Below are 25,216 nucleotides of genomic sequence, written 5' to 3'. Positions count from 1 at the left end.
GGAAAGGCGGCTTCGGCCGCCTTTTTTCGTTGTGCAGCTGTCGCAAGCGTGCGGAATTTGATCGAAGCCTTCGCGTTTCGAAACCATCCTTGAAGAGCACTGGATTGCGCATTCACGCGCCGCGGCAGTGCGGAGCGGCTTGCAAGGCGTATGCGGCAAGCTAAAGTCGGCGCCGGATTTTCTCTTGGCGCGTGAACATCGCGCGGCCAATCATCTTCGGGGAGTTTGTCATGACCAAGTCGAAACTGCTGCTGGCCGCCATGGTGGCCTGGCTTCTCGCGCCTGTCGCGGCGCTCGCCGATACGCTGCCCGATCTCGGCGGCAAAAAGGTCGTGGTGGTGACGGAAAACGCCTATCCGCCGCTGCAGTTCATCGACAAGAAGACCGGCAAGCAGATCGGCTGGGAATATGACGCGATGGACGAGATCGCCAAGCGGCTGAACTTCAAGGTCGAGTACCAGAACACCTCCTGGGACGCGATGATCCAGGCGGTTTCCGACAACCAGTACAACATCGGCATGACCGGCATCACCATCAAGGACGACCGCAAGGAGAAGGTCGACTTCTCTGATCCTTATATGCGCTCGGAGCAGTTCATGCTGGTGCGCGGCGACGAAAGCCGCTTCTCCGACGCCAAGAGCTTCGGTGCCTTCAAGGACGGGCTGATCGGCGCCCAGCCCGGTACCACGCCCTTCTACACCGCCGTCTACAGCGTGCTCGACGGCAATGAGCAGAACCCGCGCATAAAGCTGTTCGAGACGTTCGGCGCGACCGTGCAGGCGCTGAAATCGGGCGACGTCGACGTGGTGCTCACCGACGGCACCGCCGGCCAGGGCTATGTCGATGCCTCCGAAGGCAAGCTCAAGCTGATTGGCGGACCGCTCGGCACCGAGGACTTTGGGTTCATCTTCCCGAAGGGCTCGGACCTGGTGAAGCCGGTCAACGCCGCCATCGCCGCGCTCAAGGCCGACGGCACGTTCGACAAGCTCAACAAGAAGTGGTTCCTCGATTACAAGATGGGGCAGTAGGCGCTGTTGCTGCCAATGATGCGCGACAGTGGCGGGCCGGAGCTTGCAAAGGCCTCATTCCTTGACACCCCCCTCTGTCCTGCCGGACATCTCCCCCGCAAGGGGGGAGATTGGCAGCTTAGCCGATGGCGCTCGTCCTTCAGCGTTGGAGATTGGCGAAAGTCTACACGACATCTGATCTCCCCCCTTGCGGGGGAGATGCCCGGCAGGGCAGAGGGGGGTGTGCCGGAACGCGACCTTCGCAACTATCTTGCCGGCACCGCCTGATGCCGACACCCACCTCCAAACCCGAATTCCCCTGGTGGCTGGCCGCCGCCCTCGTGCTGGCATTGGCCGCCGCCATCGCAATCGCCTCCAGCGACCTCTATGCGCAAGTCTTCGCTACCGTCGCCAAGGGCATCGGCATCACCATCTTCGTCACCGCGGTCGCTTTCGCTTTAGCCTCCGCCTTCGGGCTTGGCATCGCGCTGATGGCGCTGTCGGGATCGCAGTGGCTGCGCCAGACCGCGCGCTTCTATGTCGAGATCATCCGCGGCGTGCCGATCCTGGTGCTGTTGTTCTGGATCGCCTTTGCCGGCGCGCCGGCCTTCGTCGCCGCCTGGAATGCACTGACCACGCCGCTGCAGGGCGCCGGCCTGATGGGCGAGCTGCTGGTGCGCGACGTCTCGCTGCTCTGGCGCGCCATCATGGCTTTGACCATCGGCTACTCGGCCTTCATCTCGGAAGTGTTCCGCGCCGGCATCCAGTCGGTCGAGAAGGGCCAGATCGAGGCGGCCAAGGCGCTCGGGCTCAGCCGAGTCCAGCGCTTCCGGCTGATCGTCTTCCCGCAGGCGATCCGCACCATCCTGCCGCCGCTCGGCAACGACTTCGTCGCCATGGTCAAGGATTCCTCGCTGGTCTCGGTGCTCGGCGTCGCCGACATCACCCAGATGGGCAAGGTCTATGCCGCAGGCTCCTTCCGCTTCTTCGAGACCTATTCGATCGTCGCCTATATCTATCTGATCCTCACCGTCGGCCTGTCGCTGGCGCTGCGGGCGCTGGAACAGCGGCTGCGCCGCCAGCATCAGCAATAGCCGGCTGGAAAAGTCCGCTACCTCTTTGTTTGACGCAATTCCGGACGGAAAACCGGTTCCCACTTTTCCTGGAATTGCTCTAGCTTGGGTCATGTGCATCCGGCGGAGGAGACGCCCATGAATTTCGACAAAGCCAATGCGGCGCTGGATTCCGTCTATTCGGCCGATTCGCCGGAAGGGCTCGCAAAGGCCTATGCCGACTGGGCGGCGACTTACGACAGCGAGACCGCCTCGCTGGGCTACCTTCTGCCTTTCCTCATCGCCGCCTGGGTGGCGCGGCACGTGCCGGCGGGCGAAGGCCCGTTGCTCGACGCCGGCTGCGGCACGGGCTTGTCGGGGCCGTCGCTGAAGGCTCTGGGCTATGGCGACATCGCCGGGCTCGACCTCTCCGACGACATGCTGAAGATCGCCGGCAGCCGTCAGGCCAATGGCAAGCCGGCCTATAGCGAGCTGAAGAAAGCGATGCTCGGCGGCCCGCTGCCTTGGCCCGACCGGCATTTCCGCGCCTTCTTCTCGACCGGCGTCTTCACCATCGGCCACGCGCCGGCTTCGGGCCTGCATGAGCTGGTGCGCATTACCAAGAGCGGCGGCCACGCCATTTTCACGGTGCGCGACCAGGTTTTCGAGAGCGGCGGCTTCCAGGCAGTGTTCGACGAGCTGGCAGAGGCGAGGAAATGGCGCTTGGTCGAGGAAAGTCCGTGGTTCCGCTGCTATGCCATCGGCGATCCGGACGCGCTGGTGAAGACGTTTGTGTTCGAGGTGGTGTGAGCGCAGCCTTCACCTTCTCCCCTTGTGGGAGAAGGTGGCCGCGAAGCGGCCGGATGAGGGGTGCTCCAGGCAAAACCAGCGTCTCACTCCGCTGGAACACCCCTCATCCGTCTCGGCGCTGCGCGCCGATCCACCTTCTCCCACAAGGGGAGAAGGGGAAGTCGCGCTAATTGCCGAAAAGCCAAAACATTGCTATCTACCGCGCCATGGAAAAGCTTTTCAGCGATCCGGCCTATAAGGGTTTCGTGCTGCAGGACAGAAAGCGCCTGCCGTCGCGTTTCTCCGCGCGCGTCTGCGGCGCGCTCACCAGCCGACTTCGCTGAACCGACCGATTGCAGTCGTCGCGCCGGATTGCCGGCGTCCTTTTCCCATTCTCATATCGACGGATTTACGCACATGAGCGCACCGCGCACCCTCTACGACAAGATCTTCGACGACCACACGGTCGACCGCCAGGACGACGGCACCTGCCTGCTCTATATCGACCGCCACCTCGTGCACGAGGTCACCAGCCCGCAGGCCTTCGAAGGCCTGCGCATGAGCGGCAGAAAAGTCCGGCATCCGGAAAAGACGCTGGCCGTCGTCGACCATAACGTGCCGACCTCGCCCGAGCGCAAGTTCGGCATCAAGAACGAGGAAAGCCGCATCCAGGTCGAGGCGCTCGCCAGGAATGCCAAGGATTTCGGCATCGATTATTATTCCGAGAACGATATCCGCCAGGGCATCGTCCACATCATCGGGCCCGAGCAAGGCTTCACGCTGCCCGGTATGACCATCGTCTGCGGCGACAGCCATACCTCCACGCATGGGGCGTTCGGCGCGCTTGCGCATGGCATCGGCACGTCCGAGGTCGAGCATGTGCTGGCGACGCAAACGCTGATCCAGCGCAAGGCCAAGAACATGCTGGTGCGCGTCGACGGCCAGCTGCCGGAAGGCGTCACCGCCAAGGACATCATCCTCGCCATCATCGGCGAGATCGGCACCGCCGGCGGCACCGGCTACGTCATCGAATATGCCGGCGAAGCGATCCGCTCGCTGTCGATGGAAGGCCGCATGACGATCTGCAACATGTCGATCGAAGGCGGCGCCCGCGCCGGCCTGATCGCGCCGGACGAGACGACCTTCGCCTATGTCAAGGACAAGCCGCGCGCCCCGAAGGGCGCCGCCTGGGATGCGGCGCTCGCCTATTGGAAGACGCTGCAGTCCGACGAAGGCGCGCATTTCGACAAGGTCGTGGTGCTCGACGCGCAGAAGCTGCCGCCGATCGTCTCCTGGGGTTCTTCGCCCGAGGACGTCGTCTCGGTGCAGGGCACTGTGCCCGATCCGCAAGAGATTGCGGACGAGAACAAGCGCACCTCGAAGATCCGCGCGCTCGACTATATGGGGCTGACGCCCGGAACCAAGATCACCGACATCGAGCTCGACCGCGTCTTCATCGGCTCCTGCACCAATGGCCGCATCGAGGACTTGCGCGCCGCAGCCAAAGTGGTCGAGGGCAAGAAGGTCAACCCGCGCGTCAATGCCATGATCGTGCCGGGTTCGGGCCTGGTCAAGGAACAGGCGGAGGCCGAGGGCCTCGACAAGATCTTCGTCGCCGCCGGCTTCGACTGGCGCGAACCGGGCTGCTCGATGTGCCTGGCCATGAACGACGACCGGCTGAAGCCGCATGAACGCTGCGCCTCGACCTCGAATCGCAATTTCGAGGGCCGGCAGGGCTTCAAGGGCCGTACCCACCTGGTATCGCCGGCAATGGCGGCGGCGGCGGCGATCGCCGGCCACTTCGTCGACATCCGCGACTGGAAGTAACAGCCGGCCGCGTCTCTCAACAAAGGCCCGGACAGGACGTCCGGGCCTTTTGCGTTCAGCGATCTATCTGCGGATGATCTCGTGAAATTCCTCGCGCCGGCCGGGCTCGTCGGCGGCGACGACCAAGGCCAGCTGCCGCTCGTCGAAGATCCTGAACCACTCGTCCCACTCCACGAGCTCGTAGCCGCCGCTGTTGATCGGACGCTCCGGGCGGTCGGTGTCTTCATAGGCCTGCTGCCCAAAAACCAGCCGCAGCATGGGCTGCGTTCCGGCTTCGGGCGAGACGTCGACGATGGCCGGGAAGCCGGCGCGCGCCGCCGCCCAGGAGCGGATTTCATCGTGGTTCGTCAAAGTGATCGTGCCCGCCATCTCGATCGTCTCCCGTCTGGCGTCTCCTGTCTGGCCGGACAACGCAGCTCCGGCAGGCCGGTTCCGCGTGGCATGCGATGTATCTATCGAGACTTAACCGCTTGTTTGGGCTTGCGTCCTAGTATCTCCCGTTGGGTAAGTTGGGAAAAGTCGCAGTCTTTTGGACACCGGTCTGCTCATAGCGCTGCTCAATCCGACGATAGCGCTGGCGCTCGGCGCTGCGTTCCTCGTGCTGTGGTCCTATCAGCGCCATCGACCGTATCTGGCTGTGCTCGGCGCGAGCTACTGCCTGTCGGCGCCGGGTTTCCTGCTGCAATATTTCACGCTTCCGATCGGCGTGGCGCTGACCAAACTCGTTTCCAACATCTGCTTCACGATCGCGGCCTGCTGCCTCTCCAGCGCGATCATCGCGCGCTACGGGCGGCGCGTGCCCTATGTCGGGATCGGCATCGTGACCGGCGGCGGGCTCGCCGCCTTCATCTGGTTCATGTTCGTCCAGCCGGACCTCACTTGGCGCGTGCTTGTCATGAATTTCGGCTTCGGCGCGCTCAGCCTGCTGGTCGGCGCCGAGCTGAGAACGGTGCGCCACAACGGCCCAACCGAGAAAATCCTGCTCGTGCTGTCGCTGCTTTCGGGACTGAACTTCATCGCCCGCACGCTGGTCGTCGTCATCGCGCACGGGCCGTTCCCCAGCTATGACGGCTTCTACGGCTCGTCCTACTGGACGACGGCGCTGCTTTCGCACGCGCTGTTGTCGCTGCTGATCGCGCTTAGCCTGTTCACGGCAGCGGCGCTCGACGTGATGAAGACATTGAAGGCCGAGACCCATACCGACCCGCTCTCGGGCATCCTCAATCGCCGCGGCTTCGAGGAGAGGGCGACCCTCTTGCTCGACCAGTGCGGCAAGGCCGGATTTCCCGTCGCTCTGGTGCTTGCCGATCTCGATCATTTCAAGGCGCTGAACGACCAGCACGGCCATGAGGCAGGCGACCGGGTGATCGCCGACTTCGCCGCCAAGCTGCGCTCCGCCACCGGCGCGCGCGGGGCTGCCGGCCGCATCGGCGGCGAAGAGTTCGCCGTGCTTCTGCCGCTCAGCGACCTGGGGGCGGCAAGGCTCTTTGCCGAAGCGATCCGCGCCTTCTATTCGGCCGGCGCGATCGAGGGCCTGCCGCCAGGCGTCAGGGTGACCGCCAGCTTCGGCGTCGCCGCCCGCTCCGGCAGGGAAGGGCTGATGCCGTTAATGCGGCGCGCCGACGAGGCGCTTTACAAAGCCAAGAAGAATGGCCGCGACAGCGTGCGGCTTTCCTATGAGAGACCTGAAACCGCCTTCGCTGCCGAGCCGCTCGCCGTCGGCTGATACATCCAGGCCCGGCGCAACCCCCTGCTAGTCCAGAAGGCGATCGCAACGTTCGCGATTGCCCGACGCTCCTGCAATTTCGTCATCCTCGGGCTTGACCCGAGGATCCATGCCGTTACCTCCGTCGTAGAATGCTGCGGCGCAAATTCCGTAACCGCCGCAACGCCTTAATGGAACGGCATGGTTTCTAGGGTCTGCGCGCGTCGCTCCGCTCCTTGCTTCGCCCTAGAATGACGACAGGCCGGGCCTTGCCGGCCGCGATTGCGTGCGCGTGTCCGGCTGTGGCGGAGCCAAAAGCCGACGGCCTTCAGCGGCAAGGATTGAGATTGGGCATCTCGCCGTCGGAAAGCCCGTACATATAGGAACGGCCCTTGACCAGCACCGGCGGCTGGTAGCAGCCGGGCGCGCCAGCCTCGTCCGCATCGTCATAGATCACATCCGGCTGGCCGCCGGTGTATTGGGAAAGTTCTTTCGCGAGCTTGCCTTCGCCGACAATGATGCGCTTGTAGCCGGCGGCGCTGTCGATGACGAGATTGCCGAAGGAATCGGCATAGACGCGGTCGTGATGGCGCAAGCCGGCCTCGGCCGGCGCGGCGATCGCCAGCGCCGCCAGCGTTGCGGCCGCGAGGCTTATCCGCCCTGAATTCGAACGCATGTTGCTCTCCCTGGTCGGCGCGCAGATCGCGCGCCTGGAATCCGGTTCGAATCGGAAATTAACCCTTTCTTAACCTTTGTTAAGAGGCGGGAGGCTTTCGGCGCCGCTTCTCAAGGAACATGGTTAATTTTCGAGGATCGAGCTCCATCAGGCGACGGGCGCGGTTCTGGATAGCCGGCTGACCCAGGGTCAACTTGATCTTGCGGCGCTGCATGGCTACAGCGGTCCGCCGTCTCACGGAAAGGGCAACCGCCTATCTCGTTGTTTCGATGCAATTCCGGACGGAAGGCCATGGCGAAGGCGCCGAACCCAACCGTTCACACTTTTCCTGGAATTGCTGTAGCGTGCCGCACACGAAAGGGCAGCGCATGAGCTTTGGCTGCACGGTTCGAGTGTCGATCGCCATCCCGCTGCTTCTGGCGGCCGCCGCCTGCGTGCCGCAGGACGGCGCGCCGAAGGTGGCGAATGCCGCGGCGCCCGCCGCCTCGCCTGCTCCTCCCCCGCAATCCGCCGCACCCGCGACGACGCCGCCAGCTGCAACGCCCGCCATACCTGCAACGGCCCCGGCAGTCACAACGGCGCCAGTACCTGCGAGGGCGAAGGCGCCTGCAACGCCTGCGCCCGCAACCAGGATCGTCACCGACCTTACCGTGCCGCGTTCCGGCGTCGGCACGGCCACCTACAGATGCGGCAATGGCGGCCTGATCACCATCCAGAATCTGGGCAACGCATTGCGCGTCATGCGGCCCGATGGCACGGCCGAAGAGTTCGCGGCCTCGCCCGCCAACCAGAGCAGCCGCTACCAGGAAGCAGCGACCCATGACGCAATCGTGATCGACGGACGCGAGGCGCTGGTGATGAAGAGGGGATCTACCCCGCAGACTTGCAGGCGCTGAGGTGCGCGATATTCGGGAGAGGCCGGCCCCGCCCGGATCCCGACCCGCCCGGCCGCCGCGTCGGTCATCTGATTGCTGCGCTGCAGCGAACGCTGCGCCGGCTTCGAAACAGCCGCTAATCGATTGAAGCGCGCGGCCCTCAATTTGTCAGACTAAATGATGTTTCCAAAACGATTTTCCGGCTTTGACGCGGTGCAAAAAGAGCATTAGAAACCGGCTGTCCGGAGCCACATATGAGGGCGGCAAAGGCCGCATCGCGGCTCCAGGATGCCGATCTGGGGGAGCCATGAGCAAATCACCAGCCACCCGCGCAGTTGCCAGACGTGAACGGCCGCTCTCGCCGCATCTGACGATCTACCGGCCGCCGATCACGATGACGATGTCGATCATCCATCGCATCACCGGCGGCGCGCTTTATTTCGGAACGCTCCTGGTGGCGGCGTGGCTGATCGCCGCTGCGAGCTCGCAGGCCGCCTTCGACTGGGTCAACTGGGCCTTCGGCTCCTGGCTCGGCCGGCTGGTTCTGTTCGGCTACACCTGGGCGCTGATGCACCACATGCTGGGCGGGCTGCGCCATCTTATCTGGGACACCGGCGCGGGACTGGAAAAACACACCGCGTCCAGGATCGCCTGGGCCACGCTCGCCGGTTCGATCGTGCTGACGCTGCTGATCTGGATCGCCGGCTATATGGCGCGGGGAGCTTTGTGATGAGCGCCAACAATTCGGACATGCGCACGCCGCTGGCGAAGGTCCGCGGCCTCGGTTCGGCCCGCGAGGGCACCGGTCATTTCTGGCGGCAGCGGCTGACCGCCATCGCCAACATTCCTTTGATCCTGTTCTTCGTCGGCTTCCTCATCGCGGTCAACGGCCATGACTACACGGATGTGCGGGCGGCGCTTGCGAACCCGTTCGTGGTGGTCATGCTCGGGCTGGTGCTGATCTCGCCGCTTTACCACATGCGCATCGGCATGCAGGTGATCATCGAGGATTACGTGCATGGCGAGGGCATGAAGTTGGCGCTGATCGCGCTCAACACCTTCTTCTGCGTGGCAGTCGGCGTCGCTTCGCTGTTTGCCCTGCTCAAACTCGCATTCGGAGGCTGACGTCTTGGCCAACGCAAATACAGCCAGCACGGCTTCCGCCTATACTTTTGTCGACCACAAGTTCGACGTCGTGATCGTTGGCGCCGGCGGCGCCGGCCTGCGCGCCACGCTCGGCATGGCCGAGCAGGGGCTGCGCACGGCCTGCATCACCAAGGTTTTCCCGACGCGCTCGCATACCGTCGCGGCGCAAGGCGGCATCGCCGCCTCGCTGTCGAACATGGGGCCGGACTCCTGGCAATGGCACATGTACGACACCGTCAAGGGCTCGGACTGGCTGGGCGATGTCGACGCCATGGAATACATGGTGCGCGAGGCGCCGGCCGCCGTCTACGAGCTCGAGCATTATGGCGTGCCGTTCTCACGCACCGAGGAAGGCAAGATCTACCAGCGGCCGTTCGGCGGCCATATGATGAACTATGGCGACGGTCCGCCGGTGCAGCGCACCTGCGCGGCCGCCGACCGCACCGGCCACGCCATCCTGCACACGCTCTACGGCCAATCGCTGAAGAACAACGCGCAGTTCTTCATCGAATATTTCGCGCTCGACCTGATCATAGAGCCGGACGGCACCTGCACCGGCGTCGTGGCCTGGAACCTCGACGACGGCACAATCCATCGCTTCTCGGCCAAGATGGTGGTGCTGGCGACCGGCGGCTATGGGCGGACCTATTTCTCCGCCACCTCGGCGCATACCTGCACCGGCGACGGCGGCGGCATGGCGGCCAGAGCCGGGCTGCCGCTGCAGGACATGGAGTTCGTGCAGTTCCATCCGACCGGCATCTACGGCGCCGGCTGCCTGATCACCGAGGGCGCGCGCGGCGAAGGCGGCTATCTCGTCAATTCCGAGGGCGAGCGCTTCATGGAGCGCTACGCGCCGTCGGCCAAGGACCTCGCCTCGCGCGACGTCGTCTCGCGCTGCATGACGCTGGAGATCCGCGAGGGCCGCGGCGTCGGCAAGAACAAGGACCACATCTTCCTGCATCTCGACCATCTTGACCCGGCGGTGCTGCACGAGCGGCTGCCGGGTATTTCCGAGTCGGCCAAGATCTTCGCTGGCGTCGACCTCACCAAGGAGCCGATCCCGGTGCTGCCGACGGTGCACTACAATATGGGCGGCGTGCCGACCAATTACTGGGGCGAGGCGCTCAATCCGACCTTCGACAATCCGGACCGCGTGTCGCCCGGCCTGATGGCGGTCGGCGAGGCCGGCTGCGCCTCGGTGCACGGCGCCAACCGGCTCGGCTCCAACTCGCTGATCGACCTCGTCGTGTTCGGCCGCGCGGCGGCGATCCGCGCCGGCCATGTGATCGACCGCAAGTCGGCGATCCCGTCGCCCAACGCGGCCTCGGTCGAGAAGATCATGGAGCGCTTCGACAGGCTGCGCCACGCCAACGGCTCGACGCCGACGGCCGTGCTGCGCGAGAAGATGCAGCGCGCCATGCAGGAAGACGCCGCCGTATTCCGCACGCAGGAATCGCTGGAGAACGGCTGCAGGCGCATTTCGGAACTCTGGCGCGAGCTCAAGGACATCAAGGTCACCGACCGCTCGATGATCTGGAATTCCGACCTCGTCGAGACGCTGGAGCTGGAAAACCTGATGGCCAACGCCATCACCACGGTCTACGGCGCCGAGGCGCGCAAGGAGAGCCGCGGCGCGCATGCGCGCGAGGATTTCTCGGCGCGCGACGACGCCAACTGGCGCAAGCATACGCTGGCCCATCTGAGCGAGGACGGCAAGGTGACGCTGACCTACAGGCCGGTGCATACCGAGCCGCTGCTGGCGGAAAAGGACGGCGGCATCAGCCTGGCCAAGATCGCGCCGAAGGCGCGGGTGTACTGATCATGGCGCTCGCGGCCACCGGATATTCCGGCACGCCTCTTCCGGCCAAGCTCGGCCTGAAGGACGGCATGGTCGCCGCTTTCATCGCGTTGCCGCCGGAACTCGATGAACTGACCGAGGCGGTATCCTTTGCCGGCATCGACCGGCTCGCCGAGTGGTCGGCGATCTCGGGCAGCCGGAAATATGACGCCGTGCACGCCTTCACGCGGCAACGCGCCGAGATCGAGGACGGCCTGGCCGGCATCGAGACCGCGATCAAGCGCGACGGCATGGTCTGGGTCTCCTGGCCGAAGAAGGCGTCGCAAGTGCCGACCGACGTCACCGAGGCCGTGATCCGCGCCGAGGCGCTGAAGCGCGACCTAGTCGACGTCAAGGTCGCCGCCGTGAACGAAATCTGGTCCGGGCTGAAGCTCGTCATCCGAAAGGACCGCAGGTAATGGTCGAACTCACGCTTCCCAGGAACTCGAAGGTCCAGCAAGGCAAGACCTGGCCGAAGCCGGAAGGCGCGACCAACCTGCGCGAATACCGCGTCTACCGCTGGTCGCCGGACGATGACGCGAACCCGCGCATGGACACCTATTTCGTCGACATGGACGATTGCGGGCCGATGGTTCTCGACGCGCTGTTGTGGATCAAGAACAAGATCGATCCGACGCTGACGCTGCGCCGTTCCTGCCGCGAAGGCATTTGCGGCTCCTGCGCCATGAACATCGACGGCTCCAACACGCTGGCCTGCACCAAGGGCGTCGAGGATATTTCCGGCGCGGTGAAGATCTATCCGCTGCCGCATATGCCGGTGATCAAGGACCTGGTGCCCGACCTCACCAATTTCTACGCCCAGCACGCCTCGATCGAGCCGTGGCTGAAGACGGTCTCGCCGACGCCCGCCAAGGAATGGCTGCAGAGCCATGAGGACCGCGAGAAGCTCGACGGGCTTTACGAATGCATCCTGTGCGCGTGCTGCTCGACCTCCTGCCCGAGCTACTGGTGGAACGGCGACCGTTATCTCGGCCCGGCCACGCTGCTGCAGGCCTATCGCTGGCTGATCGACAGCCGCGACGAGGCGACGGGCGAGCGGCTCGACAATCTCGAAGACCCGTTCCGGCTCTATCGCTGCCACACCATCATGAACTGCGCGCAGACCTGCCCGAAGGGGCTCAATCCCGCCAAGGCGATCGCCGAGATCAAGAAGATGATGGTGGAGAGAAGGGTATAGTTCTCGCGGCCTTACTCGCAGGTAGCGATCCTTCGCGCCCCCTCTGTCCTGCCGGACATCTCCCCCACAGGTGGGGAGATTGGCCGTCACCGCGGCTTTCGCCAATCTCCAAGGTTGAAGGATGAGGCGCCGTCGGCGAAGCTGCTAGTCTCCTCCCAAGTGGGGGAGACGTCCGGCAGGACAGAGGGGGGCGCTGTCCCGCCAGCGTCAGAAAGGATAGGCAACCCATGACCGATCTCCCCGTCCTCTCACCCGTCGAAGCCCGAGTCCTCGGTTCCCTGATTGAGAAGAAGGAACTGACGCCGGACGTCTATCCACTGACGCTCAACGGCGCGCACGCCGCCGCCAACCAGAAGACGGCGCGCGAGCCTGTCATGGCGCTGGAGCTGACCGAGATCCGGCGGGCGCTGAGCACGCTCGAGCAGAAGGGGCTGGTGCGCCAGGTCTTCGCCTCGCGGGTTGAGCGCTACGAGCATCTGATGGCGCAGCGCTTTTCGCTGACCACGCCGCAGATCGCGGTGATCGGGCTGCTGCTGTTGCGCGGTGCGCAGACGGCGCATGAATTGCTCGCCCGTTCGGAACGCATGGCGCGCTTTGCCTCGATCGAGGAGCTGCGCGGCAATCTCGACCTGATGATCGGCCGTCGTCCGCCGCTGATCGAGCTGCTCGAACGCGCGCCCGGCCAGCGCGAGGAGCGCTATGTGCATCTGCTGAGTGGTCCGGTGGAAGCGGCAGCGGTGGCGGCGGCGCCCTGGCAGCCGGCGGCGACATCTTCGGACACCGACCTCGAGGCGCGGGTCAAGGCGCTGGAGGAAGAGGTCGCTGGGTTGCGCGCCAAGATTGAGGCGCTGGGCGGTTAGCTCACTGGAAAGGCTGGCGCGAGCCGCCCCCCTCTGTCCTGCCGGACATCTCCCCCTCAAGGGGGGAGATTAGCAGTTCCGGCGCCGGCGCCCTTCTTTCACCGTCGGCGATTGGCGAAAGCCGACGCGACATCTGATCTCCCCCCTTGAGGGGGAGATGCCCGGCAGGGCAGAGAGGGGGGCGAAGGATCGCTACCCGCGAAACTGATCACCCCAATTTCGCATCCAACGACACTTTGATCGCCCCCAGCGCCTTCGACACGGGGCATTCGGCCTTGGCCTTCTCGGCCAGCTCCTTGAACTTCGCCGCGTCGATGCCCGGCACCTTGCCGACCAGGGTGATGGCGCTGCCGGTGATGCCGGTGCCGGGCACCAGCGTCACCACGGCCTTGGCGTCGAGCTCGGCGGCCGGCGTGCCGTTTTCGGCCAGGAAGTGCGACAGCTGCATGGCGTAGCAGCCGGCATGCGCGGCGGCGATCAGCTCTTCCGGATTGGTGCCGGATTTCCCGCTCTCGTCCTCGAAGCGCGCCTTGAACGAATAGGGCGTGCCCTTCAAGGTGCCGCTCTGGGTGTCCAGCGTGCCGTTGCCTTCCTTCAGATTGCCTTTCCAGACGGCGTTTGCGGTGCGGTCCATGGAATCCTCCTGCCTTGTCGGGGTTTGCGCCGGCGGGCGCCGACGTTCCCGGGAACTATAGCGCGGGCGCGGCGGAAGACCATCCATGGCCCGGCACGATTGTGCTTGCGCGAGTTGATTCGAAAATTCTCAAAGAAAACGCATGCAAAAATGTCGACTTCCCGTCTGCCCGACCGTCCTGCGGGCGGCCACTCCCGGCCGATGGAGGTTAAGATGGACAATCTGTTTCTTGCGGTCTGGGGAAAGCCCGAGCGAAAAGGGAGGCGACTTGAAGAGTTCTGGCTCGATCCGCCGGCGCTTGGCTTCGGCCGGCTGGCGGCCGCCATCGCCATCATCGGCGTCGCGACATGCCTGCTCGACCATGCGGCGACGGCAGGCAAAACCGGCACCGTCGCCTCCTATAATGCGTCGACGAAAGGAAGCTCGAAATGAAATATGTGCTGCTGGTCTATGGCGAGGAAAAGGACCTCTACGCGCTGACCCCCGAGCGTATGGCCAAGCTCGATGCCGACTCGCTCGGCTATGATCGGGAGCTCGACCGGCAAGGCAAGCTGGTCATCGCGCAGGCGCTGCAGTCGGTGAAGACGTCGAAATCGCTCCGGCGGCGCAAGGGCAAGGTGCTGGTGACTGACGGCCCCTTCGCCGAGACCAAGGAGCAATTGCTCGGCTTCGTCATGGTCGAGGCGGCGGATCTTGCCGAGGCGCTCGACATCGCGGCCAAGATCCCGCTGGCGGAGCTCGGCACGGTCGAGATCAGGGCGATCTACAACGTCCCGGGGTCATAGCCGCCGGTCAGCATGGGCGCGACGCCGGTTGAAGTTGTCTCTTAGGAAACATCTTCAGGGTTTCTTCACCGGCCGCAACCGTTGCGTGTTGAAGCGGTGCCGCGCTTCTTTTATCGTCGCCGCGATTTCGGGGGAATTCGGCATGCCTTTTCTGATCGCCATCCTCGGCCTGCTCGGAGCGGCCGCCATCTGGTGGTACCGGCTGAAATATATGAGCGACGCCGCGCGCGAGGTCGCCGATGTCGTCGGCCGTGTCCAGGGCAACATCCGTCGCAAGAAATTGCGCAATCAGGCCGCGCTCTCACCGCTGACGGCGATCGACGATCCGGTGGTGGCGGCGGCGACGCTGATCACCGCGATCGTCGCAGAGCACGGTCCGGTCCTGCCGCAGCGCGAGGCGGTCATTCGCGAGGTGATCGCGCAGATCGCGGACAGCCAGAAGAAGACCGATGAGGCGGTCGTCTACGCCAAATGGGCCGCTGCGCAGATCGACGACACGACGATCGTCATCGACAAGCTGGCGCCGTTCCTGCGCGAGCGCCTCGATCCGCATGAGCGGGACGACCTGCTCAGGATGTTGAACCGCGTCGCGCAAGGCGGCGGGCAGAGCCTCAGGATCGCCGACCAGCGGATGCTGAGGTTGCGGCAGAAGCTGGGCTTCGAGGTGAACTAGAATTCAGGTGAGGCCGGCCTGCAAATGGTGGCTTCCTGCGCTTCCGGTGCTCACGTACTTCAAGTACGCTCCGCTCCGGTTCTCGGAAGCCGCCATTTTCGACTCGGCCTGACCTGAATTTGCCACGGCGCCACAAGGCGATCAGATCGCCTGACTTCGTGATTGGCCGAAACGCCTCTCGCCTCGTCATTCTATGGTCTGCGCGTCCGCTGCGCTCCCGCTCCGCCCGTGGATGACGACCGTCGTGTAGGCTTCGGCCAGTAAGGCGTTCAGATCGCCTCGCCCTTCAACAGCCTCGGCGTGTCGCCGGAGAGGCCCGAGGCCTGGCGGATGAAGAACTCCTTCAGCCTCGGCATGCGTTCCACCAGCCCCAGCCCGATGTCGCGGACCTGGCGCAGCGGGCCGATGTCGTTTGAGAAGAGGCGGTTCAAGACGTCGGTGGTGATGCCCATCTGCAGCGTGTCGAAGCGGCGCCATTGCTGGTAGCGCTCGAGCACGTCGAGCGCGCCGATATCCTGGCCGAGCCGGTCGGCCTCGACCACCACTTCGGCGAGCGCCGCCACGTCCTTGAAGCCGAGATTGAGGCCTTGGCCGGCGATCGGGTGGATGCCGTGCGCGGCGTCGCCGGCCAGCGCGAAGCGCGGTGCAACGAAGGCGCGGGCGAGCGTCAGGCCGAGCGGCCAGGCGCGCGGCTTGTCGGCAACTCTTATTTCGCCGAGCTTCAGGCCGAAGCGCTGCTCCAGATCGTGCTCGAAGACGAACTCGTCGCCCTCGACCAGCGCCTTGGCATCTTGCGTGCGCTCCACCCAGACGATCGACGAGCGGTTGGTGCCGTCCTTGTCCGGCTTCAGCGGCAGCGTTGCGAAGGGGCCGGCGGGGAGGAAATGCTCCTCGGCGCGGCCGTTGTGCGGGCGCTCATGCGCCACGGTGCAGACGATGCCGGACTGGCCGTATTCCCACTTGACCGTCTTGATGCCGGCCATGTCGCGCAGCTTCGAATTGACGCCGTCGGCGGCGACCAGCAGCCGCGCCTTGAGCGTCGCGCCGTCGGCCAGATGCACGGTGACGCCGGCGCCATTGGTGTCGAAGGCGCTGACCGCCATGCCTTCGATGATGTCGATGCCAAGCTTTTCGGCGCGCCGGCGCAGCGCGCCGTTCAGGTCGCGGTTGGCCACCATGTGGGCGAATGGCTCGCCAGGCGCCACCTCGCCGTCGAAGGTCAAAAACACTGGACGCACCGGGTCGGCGGCGCGCGAATCGGTGATGATCATCTCGGTGATCGCTTGCGCTTCCGGGGCGATCTCTTCCCAGACGCCGAGCTGTTCCAGCATGCGGCTGGCGGCCGCCGCGATGGCCGAGGCGCGGCCGTCTTTCTGCCAGACGCCGGCGGGGGCGGCATCGACGATGGCTATGGCGAGGCTAGGGCGCGCCTGCTTCAGCGACACGGCGGCGGTGAGGCCGACATAGCCGGCGCCGGCGATGAGCACGTCGAGCGGCGCCTCGCGGCTCCCGTTCGCTTCCGCTTCCTTCGGCTTGCGGTCGACCATGGCATCATCCTTTCGCGGCTTCGATCGGCTGCAGTCTGCGGCCTTGACGGCCTGCGCGTCCTGTCCGAAACCGGCCATGGCACATCCTTGAAGGATTTCAGACATGACCGCGGCCATGGACGAGCTTCTCGACATTCTCGATCTCGAGCAGCTCGAACACAATCTGTATCGTGGTCGCAGCCCCAAGGTCGACTGGCAGCGCGTCTTCGGCGGCCAGACCATCGCCCAAGCGCTGGTGGCCGCCCAGCGCACGGTGGAGCCCGAACGCCACGTGCATTCGCTGCACGGCTATTTCATGCGGCCGGGCGACACCAAGCTGCCGATCGTCTACGAGGTCGACCGCATCCGCGACGGCGGCTCCTTCACCACGCGCCGGGTGGTGGCGATCCAGCATGGCCAGGCGATCTTCTCGCTGGAGGCGTCCTTCCAGCAGGACGAGGTCGGGCTCGAGCATCAGCTGCCGATGCCGCGCGACGTGCCGGCGCCCGACACCCTGCTCACACAACGCGAGCTGCTCGGCAAGTTCGGCGAGGCGGTGCCGGAAGGCATCAGGCGCTACTGGGAGCGCGACCGGCCGATCGAGATGAAGCCGGTGATGCTGAAGCACTACACGAGCCGCGAGAAACTGGAGCCGCAGCAGAACATCTGGATCCGCACCACCGGCCCGGTGCCGGAAGACCGCGCCATTCAGGCGGCCGTGCTTGCCTATCTTTCGGACATGACGCTGCTCGACACCTCTACCTTCGCGCATGGCCGCGCCATTTTCGACCGCGACATCCAGGCCGCCAGCCTCGACCACGCCATGTGGTTCCACCGCAGCCATTCGCTGGACGACTGGATTCTCTACAATCAGGACAGCCCGTCGACGCAAGGGTCGCGCGGCTTCACTCGCGGCTCGCTGTTCGCGCGGAATGGGACGCTGATCGCCTCGGTCGCCCAGGAAGGCCTGATTCGGCTGAAACGCTGAGCCGGCTTCAGGCTACTGCCTGGAATACGTGCATTTTCGATTTTTTGCCCATTTTATAAGCAGGCATGCTGCCATGCCCGTGCGCGAATGATGTGCACCGATCGCCCATTCTCTTTGTTTACAATAGGTTAACACCCTGCTTCGGCAATTGGCACGGAGCTTGAATCCTATCGGGCACTCTCCGGCTCCTCGGGATCGGTGAAGGTGTGCAAACGCGGGGGACCGCAACAGCAAAGGGTGAAACCTTATGAAAATCGTGATGGCAATCATCAAGCCGTTCAAGCTCGACGAGGTGCGCGAAGCGCTAACCGCCGTCGGCATCCAGGGCCTGACCGTCACCGAGGTCAAAGGCTACGGGCGTCAGAAGGGGCATACCGAAATCTATCGCGGCGCGGAATACGCGGTCAGTTTCCTGCCCAAGATCAAGATCGAGGTCGCAGTCGGCGCCGACATGGTCGACAAGGCCGTCGAAGCCATCACCGCGGCCGCCAAGACCGGCCAGATCGGCGACGGCAAGATCTTCGTCTTCGGCATCGATCAGGCGGTACGCATCCGCACCGGCGAAACAGACACCGACGCGCTCTAAGCGGCGACCATCCATTCCAACGGAGAGTTCAATGAATATTCCTTCCACCTTGAAGACGACGGGACGCGCGGCCGCTTCGCTCGCGCTCGTGGCCATGAGCACCGTCGCCGCCATCGCGCAGGAGGCCGCCCCGGCAGCTACTGCCGCGGCGCCCGCCGCGCCGGCGCCGGCGCTCGACACCGGCAACACCGCCTGGATGCTGACCTCGACGGCGCTGGTGCTGATGATGACGATTCCCGGCCTGGCGCTGTTCTACGGCGGCATGGTGCGCAAGAAGAACGTGCTCGCCACCATCATGCAGAGCTTCGCCATCACCTGCCTGGTGACGGTGCTGTGGTTCATGTTCGGCTATTCGCTCGCCTTCTCCGACGGCGGCGCCACGAACGCCTATCTCGGCGGCTTCTCGAAATTCTTCCATCACGGCATCACCGTCTCGACGCTTTGGGCGCCGGGCGTGGCGAACATTCCTGAATTCGTCTTCTCGATGTTCCAGATGACCTTCGCCATCATCACGCCGGCGCTGATCGCCGGCGCCTTCGCCGAGCGCATGAAATTCTCGGCGCTGCTGATCTTCATGGGCCTGTGGCTGGTCTTCGTCTACGCGCCGATCGCGCATTGGGTGTGGGGCGGCGGCTTCCTCGGTTCGGCCGGCGTGCTCGACTTCGCCGGCGGCACGGTCGTCCATATCAACGCTGGTGTCGCGGGCCTGGTCTGCGCGCTGGTGCTCGGCAAGCGCGAGGGCTACGGCACCACCAACATGGCGCCGCACAACCTCGTTTATTCGGTGATCGGCGCGTCGCTGCTGTGGGTCGGCTGGTTCGGCTTCAACGCCGGCTCGGAACTGGCTGCCGACGGCCTTGCGGGCGCGGCGATGATGAACACGCAGGTCGCCACCGCCGCCGCGGCGCTGGCCTGGATGTTCGCCGAATGGGTCGTCGCCAGGAAGCCTTCGGTGCTCGGCATCATCTCGGGCGCCGTCGCCGGCCTCGTCGCGGTGACGCCGGCTTCCGGCTTCGTCAACCCGACCGGCGCCTTCATCATCGGCATCATCGCCGGCGTGGTTTGCTACCTCTCGGCGGTCAAGCTCAAGCACGCGTTCGGCTATGACGACTCGCTCGATGCTTTCGGCGTCCACGGCGTCGGCGGCATCGTCGGCGCGCTGCTCACCGGCGCGCTGGCAGATCCGGCGATCAACGCCCTCGGCAAGGACGCCTCGGTCGGCAAGCAGCTCTACGGCATCGCCTTCACCATCCTGTGGACCGCGATCGCCACCTTCGTAATCCTCTACATCGTCAAGGCTCTGGTCGGCCTGCGTCCGTCGACCCAGGAAGAGGTCGAAGGCCTCGACGTCACCCAGCACGGCGAAGTTGTGCCGTAAGGCAGACTTCGCCAAGGGCCGGCGGATCCTCCTCCCGCCGGCCCGGAATTCCTCCCAAGATCCCGTCGTGACGCTCTCGAAAGGGGCTCACGCCTTGAGGCCCGGAACACCCTTCCGGGCCTCCTTTTTGTCGGGCGACCATCCAAGCCATTCGATCACATTCACTTGATCCGTCGGCATGAAACATCAGCCCGTCAGATTCCGTACTGGGATAGCGAGCGTCATCAAGGCGTCAAAACAAGAGGGAAGGAAACCACCTGATGAACATCAAGAACATCGTCCTGGGAGCAATGGCTCTTTCGATGATCAGCGGCGTTGCACTCGCCGGTGCTCTCGATGAGCCGTCCAACATGGCCCCGTTCTTCACCGACTCCAGCATGAAGACCATGAAGCCGGAAGCCGAATTCAAGGCGGCCTGGGCTTCGATGCCGAAGGACAAGCAGGACATGATGATGAAGGAATGTCAGGACGCGGCGATGAGCAAGCCTCACGCCGAATTCTGCGCCAATCTCATGGCCTATGGCGGCGCCAACAAGTGATCGTGGAAGGTCAGGTCCCGGAAGGGCCTGATCCTATCGGCGTTTGAAGACAGGGAGGTGGCGGGCCGCGAGGCCTGCCATCTTTGTTTCCGCGCCATGGTCTCCGCGCCATGCGGGTAAAGGCCCATGGTTAATGCGGCCTTAACCTTCCCCCCGATAGTCTGGCGTTCGAATCTGCCGGAATGCGCCATGCGCCCGGCCAGGCAACGATCACGGGGAAGAGCATGCGTTCAGGCGCTTCAGCACCGCTCGCGCTGACCGATACGGGGCACGGCATCCAGGCATTCGCGCGGCGTCAGGTCGGGCGGCTGGTCGGCGCGGGGCTGTTCCTGTTCACCGCCTTCGGCATTGCCGCTCTAGCCACATGGAATGTCGCCGATCCGAGCTTCTCGCACGCCACCAGCAACGTCGTCACCAACGCCATGGGCTATGCCGGTGCGGTGTTCTCCGACCTCGCCATGCAGTTCTTCGGCCTTGCCGCCGTCGCGGGGCTGGTGCCGGCGGTGATCTGGGGCTTCCTTCTGTTTTCCGCGCGCGGCGTCGACAAATTGCCGAAGCGCGGCTTCGCATGGTTCGGCTTTGCGCTCACCGCCGCAGCCATCGCCGGCTGCGTGACGCCGCCAAACACCTGGCCGCTGCCCACCGGCCTCGGCGGCGTGTTCGGCGACATGGTGCTGAAAATCCCTGGCATCGCGGTCGGCGGTTATCCGAAAGGCCTGTTCGCCAGCATCATAGCGGTCATCCTCGCCGCGCCGATGTTGTGGCTGTTCGCCTATGGCTCGGCGCTGATCGCGCGCAAGAACGGCTTTGCCGTCACGGAGCGCGCCACCCGGCCCGATCCGCGCGAGCAGGACGAGATGCTGTTCGACGAGGATGAGGACGAGGGCGATGAGGGGATACTTGCGCTCGGCGCCATCACCCATTGGTGGCTGTCGTTCCGCGCCTTCCTGCATCGCCGCGCCGAGCGGCGCAGGCGGGAGCGCGACGAGTTCGAACCGCCGATGGAACCGAAGGCAAGCGCCTGGCGGCGCGCGGCCGAGCGGGTCGAATCGGCCGAGTTCGCCGAGGCCCGCATGAGCCCCGGCGGCCGCGCCCGCGTCGAGCCGGAATTCTTCGCCGCCATGGTCAATGACCGCAGCGTTTCGGTCGACCCGGTGGATGAAGACATTTTCGGCGACGAGGAGGACGAAGACGCCGACGTTGACGATTTCGACGACGAGGCGCCCACCCCGCGCCGCGCCGCGCCGGGCGCCAGAGTACAAAATTTCCGCTCCGATGCCGCTACCCGCGTCGCGGCTCCGGCGGCGCGACCCGTGCCGGGCGCCCGCGTCCAGCGCGAGGCGCAGACGTCGCTGATCGGTTCCGACACGTTCGAGATGCCGTCCCTGCATTTCCTGTCCGAGCCGAAGAACATCGCCAAGGATCCAAGCCTGTCGAAGGACGCGCTGGAGCAGAACGCGCGCCTGCTCGAAGGCGTGCTCGAAGATTTCGGCGTCAAGGGCGAGATCATCCATGTCCGCCCAGGCCCGGTCGTCACGCTTTACGAGCTCGAGCCGGCGCCCGGCATCAAGTCCTCGCGCGTCATCGGGCTTTCCGACGACATCGCCCGCTCGATGAGCGCGATCGCCTGCCGCGTCGCCGTCGTTCCGGGACGCAACGCCATCGGCATCGAGCTGCCCAACGCCAAGCGCGAGACGGTCTATCTCAGAGAGATCATGGCCAGCCGGGATTTCGAGACGACCAAGGCCAAGCTGGCGCTGGCGCTCGGCAAGACGATCAACGGCGAGGCCGTCATCGTCGACATCGCCAAGATGCCGCACGTACTGGTCGCCGGCACCACCGGCTCGGGCAAATCGGTCGCCATCAATACCATGATCCTGTCGCTGCTTTACCGGCTGACGCCGCAGGAATGCCGGCTGATCATGATCGACCCCAAGATGCTGGAACTGTCGGTCTATGACGGCATCCCGCATTTGCTCACGCCGGTCGTCACCGATCCGAAGAAGGCGGTCGTCGCGCTGAAATGGACGGTGCGCGAGATGGAGGACCGCTATCGCAAGATGTCCAAGGTCGGCGTGCGCAACATCGACGGCTTCAACGCGCGCGTCCAGCAGGCCGAGAAGAAGGGCGAAAAGATCTCTCGCACCGTGCAGACCGGCTTCGACCGCCAGACGGGCGAGGCGATCTACGAGACCGAGGACCTCGATCTCGAGCCGATGCCTTATATCGTGGTCATCATCGACGAGATGGCCGACCTGATGATGGTGGCCGGCAAGGACATCGAAGGCGCGGTGCAGCGCCTGGCGCAGATGGCGCGCGCCGCCGGCATCCATGTCATCATGGCGACGCAGCGCCCGTCGGTCGACGTCATCACCGGCACCATCAAGGCCAATTTCCCGACCCGCATCTCCTTCCAGGTGACGTCGAAGATCGACAGCCGCACCATTCTTGGCGAGCAGGGCGCCGAGCAGCTGCTCGGCATGGGCGATATGCTCTACATGGCAGGCGGCGGGCGCATCCAGCGCGTCCACGGCCCGTTCGTCTCGGACGACGAGGTCGAGAAGGTCGTCGGACATCTGAAGCTGCAGGGCGTGCCGGAATATCTCGACGCCATCACCGAGGACGACGAGGAAGACGACGAGGACGGTCCGTCGGGCAAGGGCGGTTCCGGCGGCGGCGGCGGCAATTTCGAGGATTCCGATGACCCCTACGACCAGGCGGTGGCGGTGGTGCTGCGCGACGGCAAGGCCTCGACCAGCTACATCCAGCGCCGGCTCGGCATCGGCTATAACCGCGCCGCCTCGATCATCGAGAAGATGGAGAAGGAAGGCATTGTCGGCCCGGCCAATCACGCCGGCAAACGCGAGATCCTGGTGCCGACGGAAGAGGACAAATTCTAGGGTTTGCCGATATTCAGGTGAGGCCGACCTGCAAATGGCGGCTTCCTGCGCTTCCGGTGCTCACGTCCTTTAAGTGCGCTCCGCTCCGGTTCTCGGAAGCCACCATTTTCGACTCGGCCTGACCTGAATCTCGACAAACCCTGGCCCGGTGAGACGCCGAAACGGTTCGGCTAGCAACTCGAAATCATCTTGTGCGTTCATGCGCTGGGGCTGTCTCGCACCGCCAAACTTAGGCCCTAGTGGGAGTCCAGATACTGCCACCACACGAATCACAGAAAGTGACCGGCATGAAGACCCAGACCAAATTCGCCCTCACCCGCCGCCAGGTCCTTGGCCTCGGCCTGATGCTTGGCGGAGCCGCCGCTCTCAATCTCGTGCCGGGCTATCAGCTCGTGGCCGCCGCGCAGGCCGCGGTACCGCCGGCGGCGCAGAAGATCGCCGACCATTTCTCCTCGGTGAAGTCGATGAGCGGCGAGTTCGTCCAGTTCGGGCCGAAAGGCGAGCAGACCGGCGGCAAGTTCTTCCTCGAACGTCCGGGCAAGATCCGCTTCAACTATGACGGATCCTCGAACTTCCGCGTCATCTCCGACGGCAAGTCGGTGGTGATCCTCAATAAGAAGCTCAACACCTCCGACCTCTACCCACTGTCGAAGACGCCGCTGAAATTGCTGCTCGACGACCGGATCGACCTCTCCGGCGGGCGCGTCAAGGCGGTCAAGGAAGAGGACGACCTCACCACCATCAAGCTTTCCGACAAATCGGTGTTCGGCAATGCGACGATCACCATGATGTTCGATCCGAAGACCTACGAGCTGCGCCAGTGGACGATCACCGACGCTCAAGGGAAAGACACGACGGTGATGATCTTCAACGTCAAGGAAGGCGGCAACTTCCCGGCCGACACTTTCGCGATCGACTATACGGCGAACAGAGAGCTCAATACCAAGACCAGGTAGGTCCGCCGATATTCAGGTGAGGCCGGCCTGCGAATGGCGGCTTCCTGCGCTTCCGGTGCTCACGTACTTCAAGTACGCTCCGCTCCGGTTCTCGGAAGCCACCATTCTCGGCTCGTCCTGACCTGAATCTCAGCGAACCTACAACCTGGCGAAGGGCATAGTCCGGCTTGTCTTTACCGCGCGCGGCTGGCACTAGATCGGCGATCTCTTGCCGGACCCCGCCTGAATGCCCTTCACCATCGCCACCTGGAACATCAACTCCGTGCGCCTGCGCATGCCGATCGTCGAGCGGCTCCTGAAAGAGCACGCGCCCGATGTGCTCTGCCTGCAGGAGACCAAGGTTCCCGACGAGCTGTTCCCGGAAAAAGCCTTCCGCAAGGCGGGCTACGAGCACATGCTGTTCCACGGCCAGAAGGGCTATCACGGCGTCGCCACCGTCGCCCGCCGCCCGATCGAGCTGGTCGAAAAGCGACGGTTCTGCGAGATCGATGACAGCCGGCATCTGTCGGTCAGGGTGCAGGCGGGCGGCAAGTCGGTGCTGGTGCATAATTTCTACGTGCCCGCCGGCGGCGACGAGCCGGATCCGGAGATCAACCGCAAATTCAGGCACAAGCTCGATTTCGTCTACGAGATGAACTCCGTACCGGCGAGCGGGGACGAATCGTCCGCCTCGATCCTGGTCGGAGACCTGAACATCGCACCGCAGGAGCACGACGTCTGGTCGCACAAGCAATTGCTCAACGTCGTCAGCCACACGCCGGTCGAGACGACAAATTTCGAGGCGATGCGCACGGCCGGCGGCTGGGTCGACCTGATGCGGCTCAACGTGCCGGCCGAGCAGAAACTCTACACCTGGTGGAGCTATCGCGCGAAAGACTGGCAGGCGTCGAACCGCGGCCGCCGCCTCGATCATGTCTGGTCATCCGCCAATCTGGTGTCGAGCTTTGCCGGCTACGAGATCCTGCAGGCGGCGCGCGGCTGGGAGAAGCCGTCCGACCATGTGCCGGTGATTGCGAAATTTGAATTGGATTGAGGTTGGACGTCGGCGGCTAAGAGACGCAAACCTTCGCGTTCGTCATCCTAGGGCGGAGCGCCGCGTAGCGGCGCGCAGACCCTAGGATCCATTCCGTTACCGGTGCCGAAGGATGCAACGATGCAGAACAAAGAAGCCTTGGGCAGGCCGCTTCGCCCAGAAAACCTCATTCTGCACCGTGGCGGCGCTCAGGCGTCACGGCATGGCAACTGTGTTCACGCGAATGCGGTTTTGTCGCGAATGATA

The 25,216-nt window shown here is 64.5% G+C and carries 27 protein-coding genes; 23 read left to right on the top strand and 4 right to left on the bottom strand.

Annotation, left to right across the window (positions count from 1 at the left end; all coding sequences use genetic code 11):
* Window positions 1–230 precede the first annotated feature (230 nt).
* The 5 genes from LB535_RS23800 to leuC all read left to right on the top strand — a co-directional run bounded on the left by LB535_RS23800 (window position 231) and on the right by leuC (window position 4,675).
* Entirely contained in the window at window positions 231–1,028 is a 798-nt protein-coding gene (locus LB535_RS23800) for a transporter substrate-binding domain-containing protein (RefSeq protein ID WP_224633939.1), read from the top strand.
* 266 nt (window positions 1,029–1,294) lie between these two features.
* Window positions 1,295–2,101 carry an amino acid ABC transporter permease gene (locus LB535_RS23795; RefSeq protein ID WP_224633938.1) on the top strand — a complete coding sequence of 269 codons (807 nt, stop codon included), beginning with the start codon at window positions 1,295–1,297 and terminating at the stop codon, window positions 2,099–2,101.
* A gap of 117 nt (window positions 2,102–2,218) precedes the next feature.
* On the top strand, window positions 2,219–2,869 hold the full coding sequence (locus LB535_RS23790) for a class I SAM-dependent DNA methyltransferase (protein ID WP_224633937.1): 651 nt from the start codon (window positions 2,219–2,221) through the stop codon (window positions 2,867–2,869).
* Window positions 2,870–3,039: 170 nt separating this feature from the next.
* On the top strand, window positions 3,040–3,192 hold the full coding sequence (locus tag LB535_RS23785) for a hypothetical protein (RefSeq protein ID WP_181174941.1): 153 nt from the start codon (window positions 3,040–3,042) through the stop codon (window positions 3,190–3,192).
* A gap of 73 nt (window positions 3,193–3,265) precedes the next feature.
* Window positions 3,266–4,675, top strand: coding sequence for a 3-isopropylmalate dehydratase large subunit (gene leuC, locus LB535_RS23780; protein WP_224601896.1), 1,410 nt, complete (start codon window positions 3,266–3,268; stop codon window positions 4,673–4,675).
* Window positions 4,676–4,738: 63 nt separating this feature from the next.
* Here the strand turns inward: leuC and LB535_RS23775 are convergent, their stop codons facing one another.
* Window positions 4,739–5,044 (bottom strand): hypothetical protein, encoded by a 306-nt coding sequence (locus tag LB535_RS23775; RefSeq protein WP_095769553.1) that lies wholly within the window; start codon window positions 5,042–5,044, stop codon window positions 4,739–4,741.
* 160 nt (window positions 5,045–5,204) lie between these two features.
* Here LB535_RS23775 and LB535_RS23770 point away from each other — a divergent pair, with 160 nt between their 5' ends.
* Window positions 5,205–6,401 (top strand): sensor domain-containing diguanylate cyclase, encoded by a 1,197-nt coding sequence (locus LB535_RS23770; RefSeq protein ID WP_224633936.1) that lies wholly within the window; start codon window positions 5,205–5,207, stop codon window positions 6,399–6,401.
* Window positions 6,402–6,708: 307 nt separating this feature from the next.
* Here LB535_RS23770 and LB535_RS23765 read toward each other — a convergent pair whose 3' ends face one another.
* Complete coding sequence (locus LB535_RS23765) at window positions 6,709–7,056, bottom strand: hypothetical protein (protein ID WP_224633935.1); 348 nt, start codon at window positions 7,054–7,056, stop codon at window positions 6,709–6,711.
* A 344-nt stretch (window positions 7,057–7,400) separates the two neighbouring features.
* Here LB535_RS23765 and LB535_RS23760 point away from each other — a divergent pair, with 344 nt between their 5' ends.
* The 7 genes from LB535_RS23760 to LB535_RS23730 all read left to right on the top strand — a co-directional run bounded on the left by LB535_RS23760 (window position 7,401) and on the right by LB535_RS23730 (window position 12,972).
* Window positions 7,401–7,952, top strand: a complete 552-nt coding sequence (locus tag LB535_RS23760) for a hypothetical protein (RefSeq protein ID WP_224633934.1) — start codon at window positions 7,401–7,403, stop codon at window positions 7,950–7,952.
* A gap of 286 nt (window positions 7,953–8,238) precedes the next feature.
* Complete coding sequence (gene sdhC / locus LB535_RS23755) at window positions 8,239–8,661, top strand: succinate dehydrogenase, cytochrome b556 subunit (protein WP_224633933.1); 423 nt, start codon at window positions 8,239–8,241, stop codon at window positions 8,659–8,661.
* Window positions 8,661–9,056 carry a succinate dehydrogenase, hydrophobic membrane anchor protein gene (gene sdhD / locus LB535_RS23750; RefSeq protein ID WP_224630623.1) on the top strand — a complete coding sequence of 132 codons (396 nt, stop codon included), beginning with the start codon at window positions 8,661–8,663 and terminating at the stop codon, window positions 9,054–9,056. The genes sdhC and sdhD overlap by 1 nt, the downstream gene beginning before the upstream one ends.
* A 4-nt stretch (window positions 9,057–9,060) precedes the next feature.
* Window positions 9,061–10,896: a succinate dehydrogenase flavoprotein subunit gene (gene sdhA / locus LB535_RS23745; RefSeq protein WP_224633932.1), complete on the top strand. Its 1,836-nt coding sequence runs from the start codon at window positions 9,061–9,063 to the stop codon at window positions 10,894–10,896.
* Window positions 10,897–10,898: 2 nt separating this feature from the next.
* On the top strand, window positions 10,899–11,333 hold the full coding sequence (locus LB535_RS23740) for a DUF3052 domain-containing protein (RefSeq protein WP_224633931.1): 435 nt from the start codon (window positions 10,899–10,901) through the stop codon (window positions 11,331–11,333).
* The gene (locus LB535_RS23735) at window positions 11,333–12,112 is read left to right on the top strand and encodes a succinate dehydrogenase iron-sulfur subunit (RefSeq protein ID WP_224633930.1); all 780 of its coding nucleotides are present in this window, start codon (window positions 11,333–11,335) and stop codon (window positions 12,110–12,112) included. The genes LB535_RS23740 and LB535_RS23735 overlap by 1 nt, the downstream gene beginning before the upstream one ends.
* A gap of 227 nt (window positions 12,113–12,339) precedes the next feature.
* A complete protein-coding gene (locus tag LB535_RS23730) occupies window positions 12,340–12,972 on the top strand; it encodes a YceH family protein (RefSeq protein WP_224633929.1) in 633 nt (210 codons plus the stop codon).
* Window positions 12,973–13,180: 208 nt separating this feature from the next.
* Here the strand turns inward: LB535_RS23730 and LB535_RS23725 are convergent, their stop codons facing one another.
* Window positions 13,181–13,606 carry an OsmC family protein gene (locus LB535_RS23725; RefSeq protein WP_224633928.1) on the bottom strand — a complete coding sequence of 142 codons (426 nt, stop codon included), beginning with the start codon at window positions 13,604–13,606 and terminating at the stop codon, window positions 13,181–13,183.
* Between the two features lie 213 nt (window positions 13,607–13,819).
* On the opposite strand from LB535_RS23725, the gene LB535_RS23720 reads away from it, so the two are divergent.
* From LB535_RS23720 to LB535_RS23710, 3 genes are all read left to right on the top strand, one after another.
* Window positions 13,820–14,038 (top strand): hypothetical protein, encoded by a 219-nt coding sequence (locus tag LB535_RS23720; RefSeq protein ID WP_224633927.1) that lies wholly within the window; start codon window positions 13,820–13,822, stop codon window positions 14,036–14,038.
* Complete coding sequence (locus LB535_RS23715) at window positions 14,035–14,391, top strand: YciI family protein (protein WP_095769565.1); 357 nt, start codon at window positions 14,035–14,037, stop codon at window positions 14,389–14,391. The genes LB535_RS23720 and LB535_RS23715 overlap by 4 nt, the downstream gene beginning before the upstream one ends.
* Window positions 14,392–14,533: 142 nt before the next feature.
* Window positions 14,534–15,064, top strand: a complete 531-nt coding sequence (locus tag LB535_RS23710) for a hypothetical protein (RefSeq protein WP_140700723.1) — start codon at window positions 14,534–14,536, stop codon at window positions 15,062–15,064.
* Window positions 15,065–15,333: 269 nt separating this feature from the next.
* On the opposite strand, the gene LB535_RS23705 is transcribed toward LB535_RS23710, so the two are convergent.
* The gene (locus tag LB535_RS23705) at window positions 15,334–16,611 is read right to left on the bottom strand and encodes a ubiquinone biosynthesis hydroxylase (protein ID WP_224634030.1); all 1,278 of its coding nucleotides are present in this window, start codon (window positions 16,609–16,611) and stop codon (window positions 15,334–15,336) included.
* 103 nt (window positions 16,612–16,714) lie between these two features.
* On the opposite strand from LB535_RS23705, the gene tesB reads away from it, so the two are divergent.
* The 7 genes from tesB (at window position 16,715) to xth (ending at window position 24,970) form a co-directional block, all read left to right on the top strand.
* Complete coding sequence (tesB, locus tag LB535_RS23700) at window positions 16,715–17,578, top strand: acyl-CoA thioesterase II (RefSeq protein ID WP_224633926.1); 864 nt, start codon at window positions 16,715–16,717, stop codon at window positions 17,576–17,578.
* A gap of 247 nt (window positions 17,579–17,825) precedes the next feature.
* The gene (locus LB535_RS23695; protein ID WP_006327120.1) at window positions 17,826–18,164 is read left to right on the top strand and encodes a P-II family nitrogen regulator; all 339 of its coding nucleotides are present in this window, start codon (window positions 17,826–17,828) and stop codon (window positions 18,162–18,164) included.
* Between the two features lie 94 nt (window positions 18,165–18,258).
* Window positions 18,259–19,542, top strand: a complete 1,284-nt coding sequence (locus LB535_RS23690) for an ammonium transporter (protein ID WP_281409021.1) — start codon at window positions 18,259–18,261, stop codon at window positions 19,540–19,542.
* A 260-nt stretch (window positions 19,543–19,802) separates the two neighbouring features.
* The gene (locus LB535_RS23685) at window positions 19,803–20,081 is read left to right on the top strand and encodes a hypothetical protein (RefSeq protein ID WP_095769569.1); all 279 of its coding nucleotides are present in this window, start codon (window positions 19,803–19,805) and stop codon (window positions 20,079–20,081) included.
* A gap of 224 nt (window positions 20,082–20,305) precedes the next feature.
* The gene (locus LB535_RS23680) at window positions 20,306–22,981 is read left to right on the top strand and encodes a DNA translocase FtsK (RefSeq protein ID WP_224633925.1); all 2,676 of its coding nucleotides are present in this window, start codon (window positions 20,306–20,308) and stop codon (window positions 22,979–22,981) included.
* Between the two features lie 287 nt (window positions 22,982–23,268).
* On the top strand, window positions 23,269–23,937 hold the full coding sequence (locus LB535_RS23675; protein WP_224633924.1) for an outer-membrane lipoprotein carrier protein LolA: 669 nt from the start codon (window positions 23,269–23,271) through the stop codon (window positions 23,935–23,937).
* 226 nt (window positions 23,938–24,163) lie between these two features.
* Window positions 24,164–24,970 carry an exodeoxyribonuclease III gene (xth, locus tag LB535_RS23670; protein ID WP_224633923.1) on the top strand — a complete coding sequence of 269 codons (807 nt, stop codon included), beginning with the start codon at window positions 24,164–24,166 and terminating at the stop codon, window positions 24,968–24,970.
* Window positions 24,971–25,216 lie beyond the last annotated feature (246 nt).

Origin of the sequence: Mesorhizobium sp. CA10, from assembly GCF_020165285.1 — a bacterium.
GTDB lineage: Bacteria > Pseudomonadota > Alphaproteobacteria > Rhizobiales > Rhizobiaceae > Mesorhizobium.
Note: the sequence above shows the minus strand (reverse complement) of the source record. Positions and strands in the feature narration are given on the sequence as shown.

What these genes read in the sequence shown, in the direction of transcription:
- LB535_RS23765 (WP_224633935.1), bottom strand. Translation starts at nt 7,056, where the DNA reads ATGCGTTCGAATTCAGGGCGGATAAGCCTCGCGGCCGCAACGCTGGCG.
- LB535_RS23735 (WP_224633930.1), top strand. Translation starts at nt 11,333, where the DNA reads ATGGTCGAACTCACGCTTCCCAGGAACTCGAAGGTCCAGCAAGGCAAG.
- sdhD (WP_224630623.1), top strand. Translation starts at nt 8,661, where the DNA reads ATGAGCGCCAACAATTCGGACATGCGCACGCCGCTGGCGAAGGTCCGC.
- LB535_RS23790 (WP_224633937.1), top strand. Translation starts at nt 2,219, where the DNA reads ATGAATTTCGACAAAGCCAATGCGGCGCTGGATTCCGTCTATTCGGCC.
- tesB (WP_224633926.1), top strand. Translation starts at nt 16,715, where the DNA reads ATGACCGCGGCCATGGACGAGCTTCTCGACATTCTCGATCTCGAGCAG.
- LB535_RS23680 (WP_224633925.1), top strand. Translation starts at nt 20,306, where the DNA reads ATGCGTTCAGGCGCTTCAGCACCGCTCGCGCTGACCGATACGGGGCAC.
- LB535_RS23685 (WP_095769569.1), top strand. Translation starts at nt 19,803, where the DNA reads ATGAACATCAAGAACATCGTCCTGGGAGCAATGGCTCTTTCGATGATC.
- LB535_RS23740 (WP_224633931.1), top strand. Translation starts at nt 10,899, where the DNA reads ATGGCGCTCGCGGCCACCGGATATTCCGGCACGCCTCTTCCGGCCAAG.
- LB535_RS23695 (WP_006327120.1), top strand. Translation starts at nt 17,826, where the DNA reads ATGAAAATCGTGATGGCAATCATCAAGCCGTTCAAGCTCGACGAGGTG.
- LB535_RS23690 (WP_281409021.1), top strand. Translation starts at nt 18,259, where the DNA reads ATGAGCACCGTCGCCGCCATCGCGCAGGAGGCCGCCCCGGCAGCTACT.
- LB535_RS23715 (WP_095769565.1), top strand. Translation starts at nt 14,035, where the DNA reads ATGAAATATGTGCTGCTGGTCTATGGCGAGGAAAAGGACCTCTACGCG.
- LB535_RS23775 (WP_095769553.1), bottom strand. Translation starts at nt 5,044, where the DNA reads ATGGCGGGCACGATCACTTTGACGAACCACGATGAAATCCGCTCCTGG.
- LB535_RS23675 (WP_224633924.1), top strand. Translation starts at nt 23,269, where the DNA reads ATGAAGACCCAGACCAAATTCGCCCTCACCCGCCGCCAGGTCCTTGGC.
- LB535_RS23705 (WP_224634030.1), bottom strand. Translation starts at nt 16,611, where the DNA reads ATGGTCGACCGCAAGCCGAAGGAAGCGGAAGCGAACGGGAGCCGCGAG.
- LB535_RS23720 (WP_224633927.1), top strand. Translation starts at nt 13,820, where the DNA reads ATGGACAATCTGTTTCTTGCGGTCTGGGGAAAGCCCGAGCGAAAAGGG.
- sdhC (WP_224633933.1), top strand. Translation starts at nt 8,239, where the DNA reads ATGAGCAAATCACCAGCCACCCGCGCAGTTGCCAGACGTGAACGGCCG.
- leuC (WP_224601896.1), top strand. Translation starts at nt 3,266, where the DNA reads ATGAGCGCACCGCGCACCCTCTACGACAAGATCTTCGACGACCACACG.
- LB535_RS23710 (WP_140700723.1), top strand. Translation starts at nt 14,534, where the DNA reads ATGCCTTTTCTGATCGCCATCCTCGGCCTGCTCGGAGCGGCCGCCATC.
- LB535_RS23795 (WP_224633938.1), top strand. Translation starts at nt 1,295, where the DNA reads ATGCCGACACCCACCTCCAAACCCGAATTCCCCTGGTGGCTGGCCGCC.
- LB535_RS23730 (WP_224633929.1), top strand. Translation starts at nt 12,340, where the DNA reads ATGACCGATCTCCCCGTCCTCTCACCCGTCGAAGCCCGAGTCCTCGGT.
- LB535_RS23800 (WP_224633939.1), top strand. Translation starts at nt 231, where the DNA reads ATGACCAAGTCGAAACTGCTGCTGGCCGCCATGGTGGCCTGGCTTCTC.
- LB535_RS23725 (WP_224633928.1), bottom strand. Translation starts at nt 13,606, where the DNA reads ATGGACCGCACCGCAAACGCCGTCTGGAAAGGCAATCTGAAGGAAGGC.
- xth (WP_224633923.1), top strand. Translation starts at nt 24,164, where the DNA reads ATGCCCTTCACCATCGCCACCTGGAACATCAACTCCGTGCGCCTGCGC.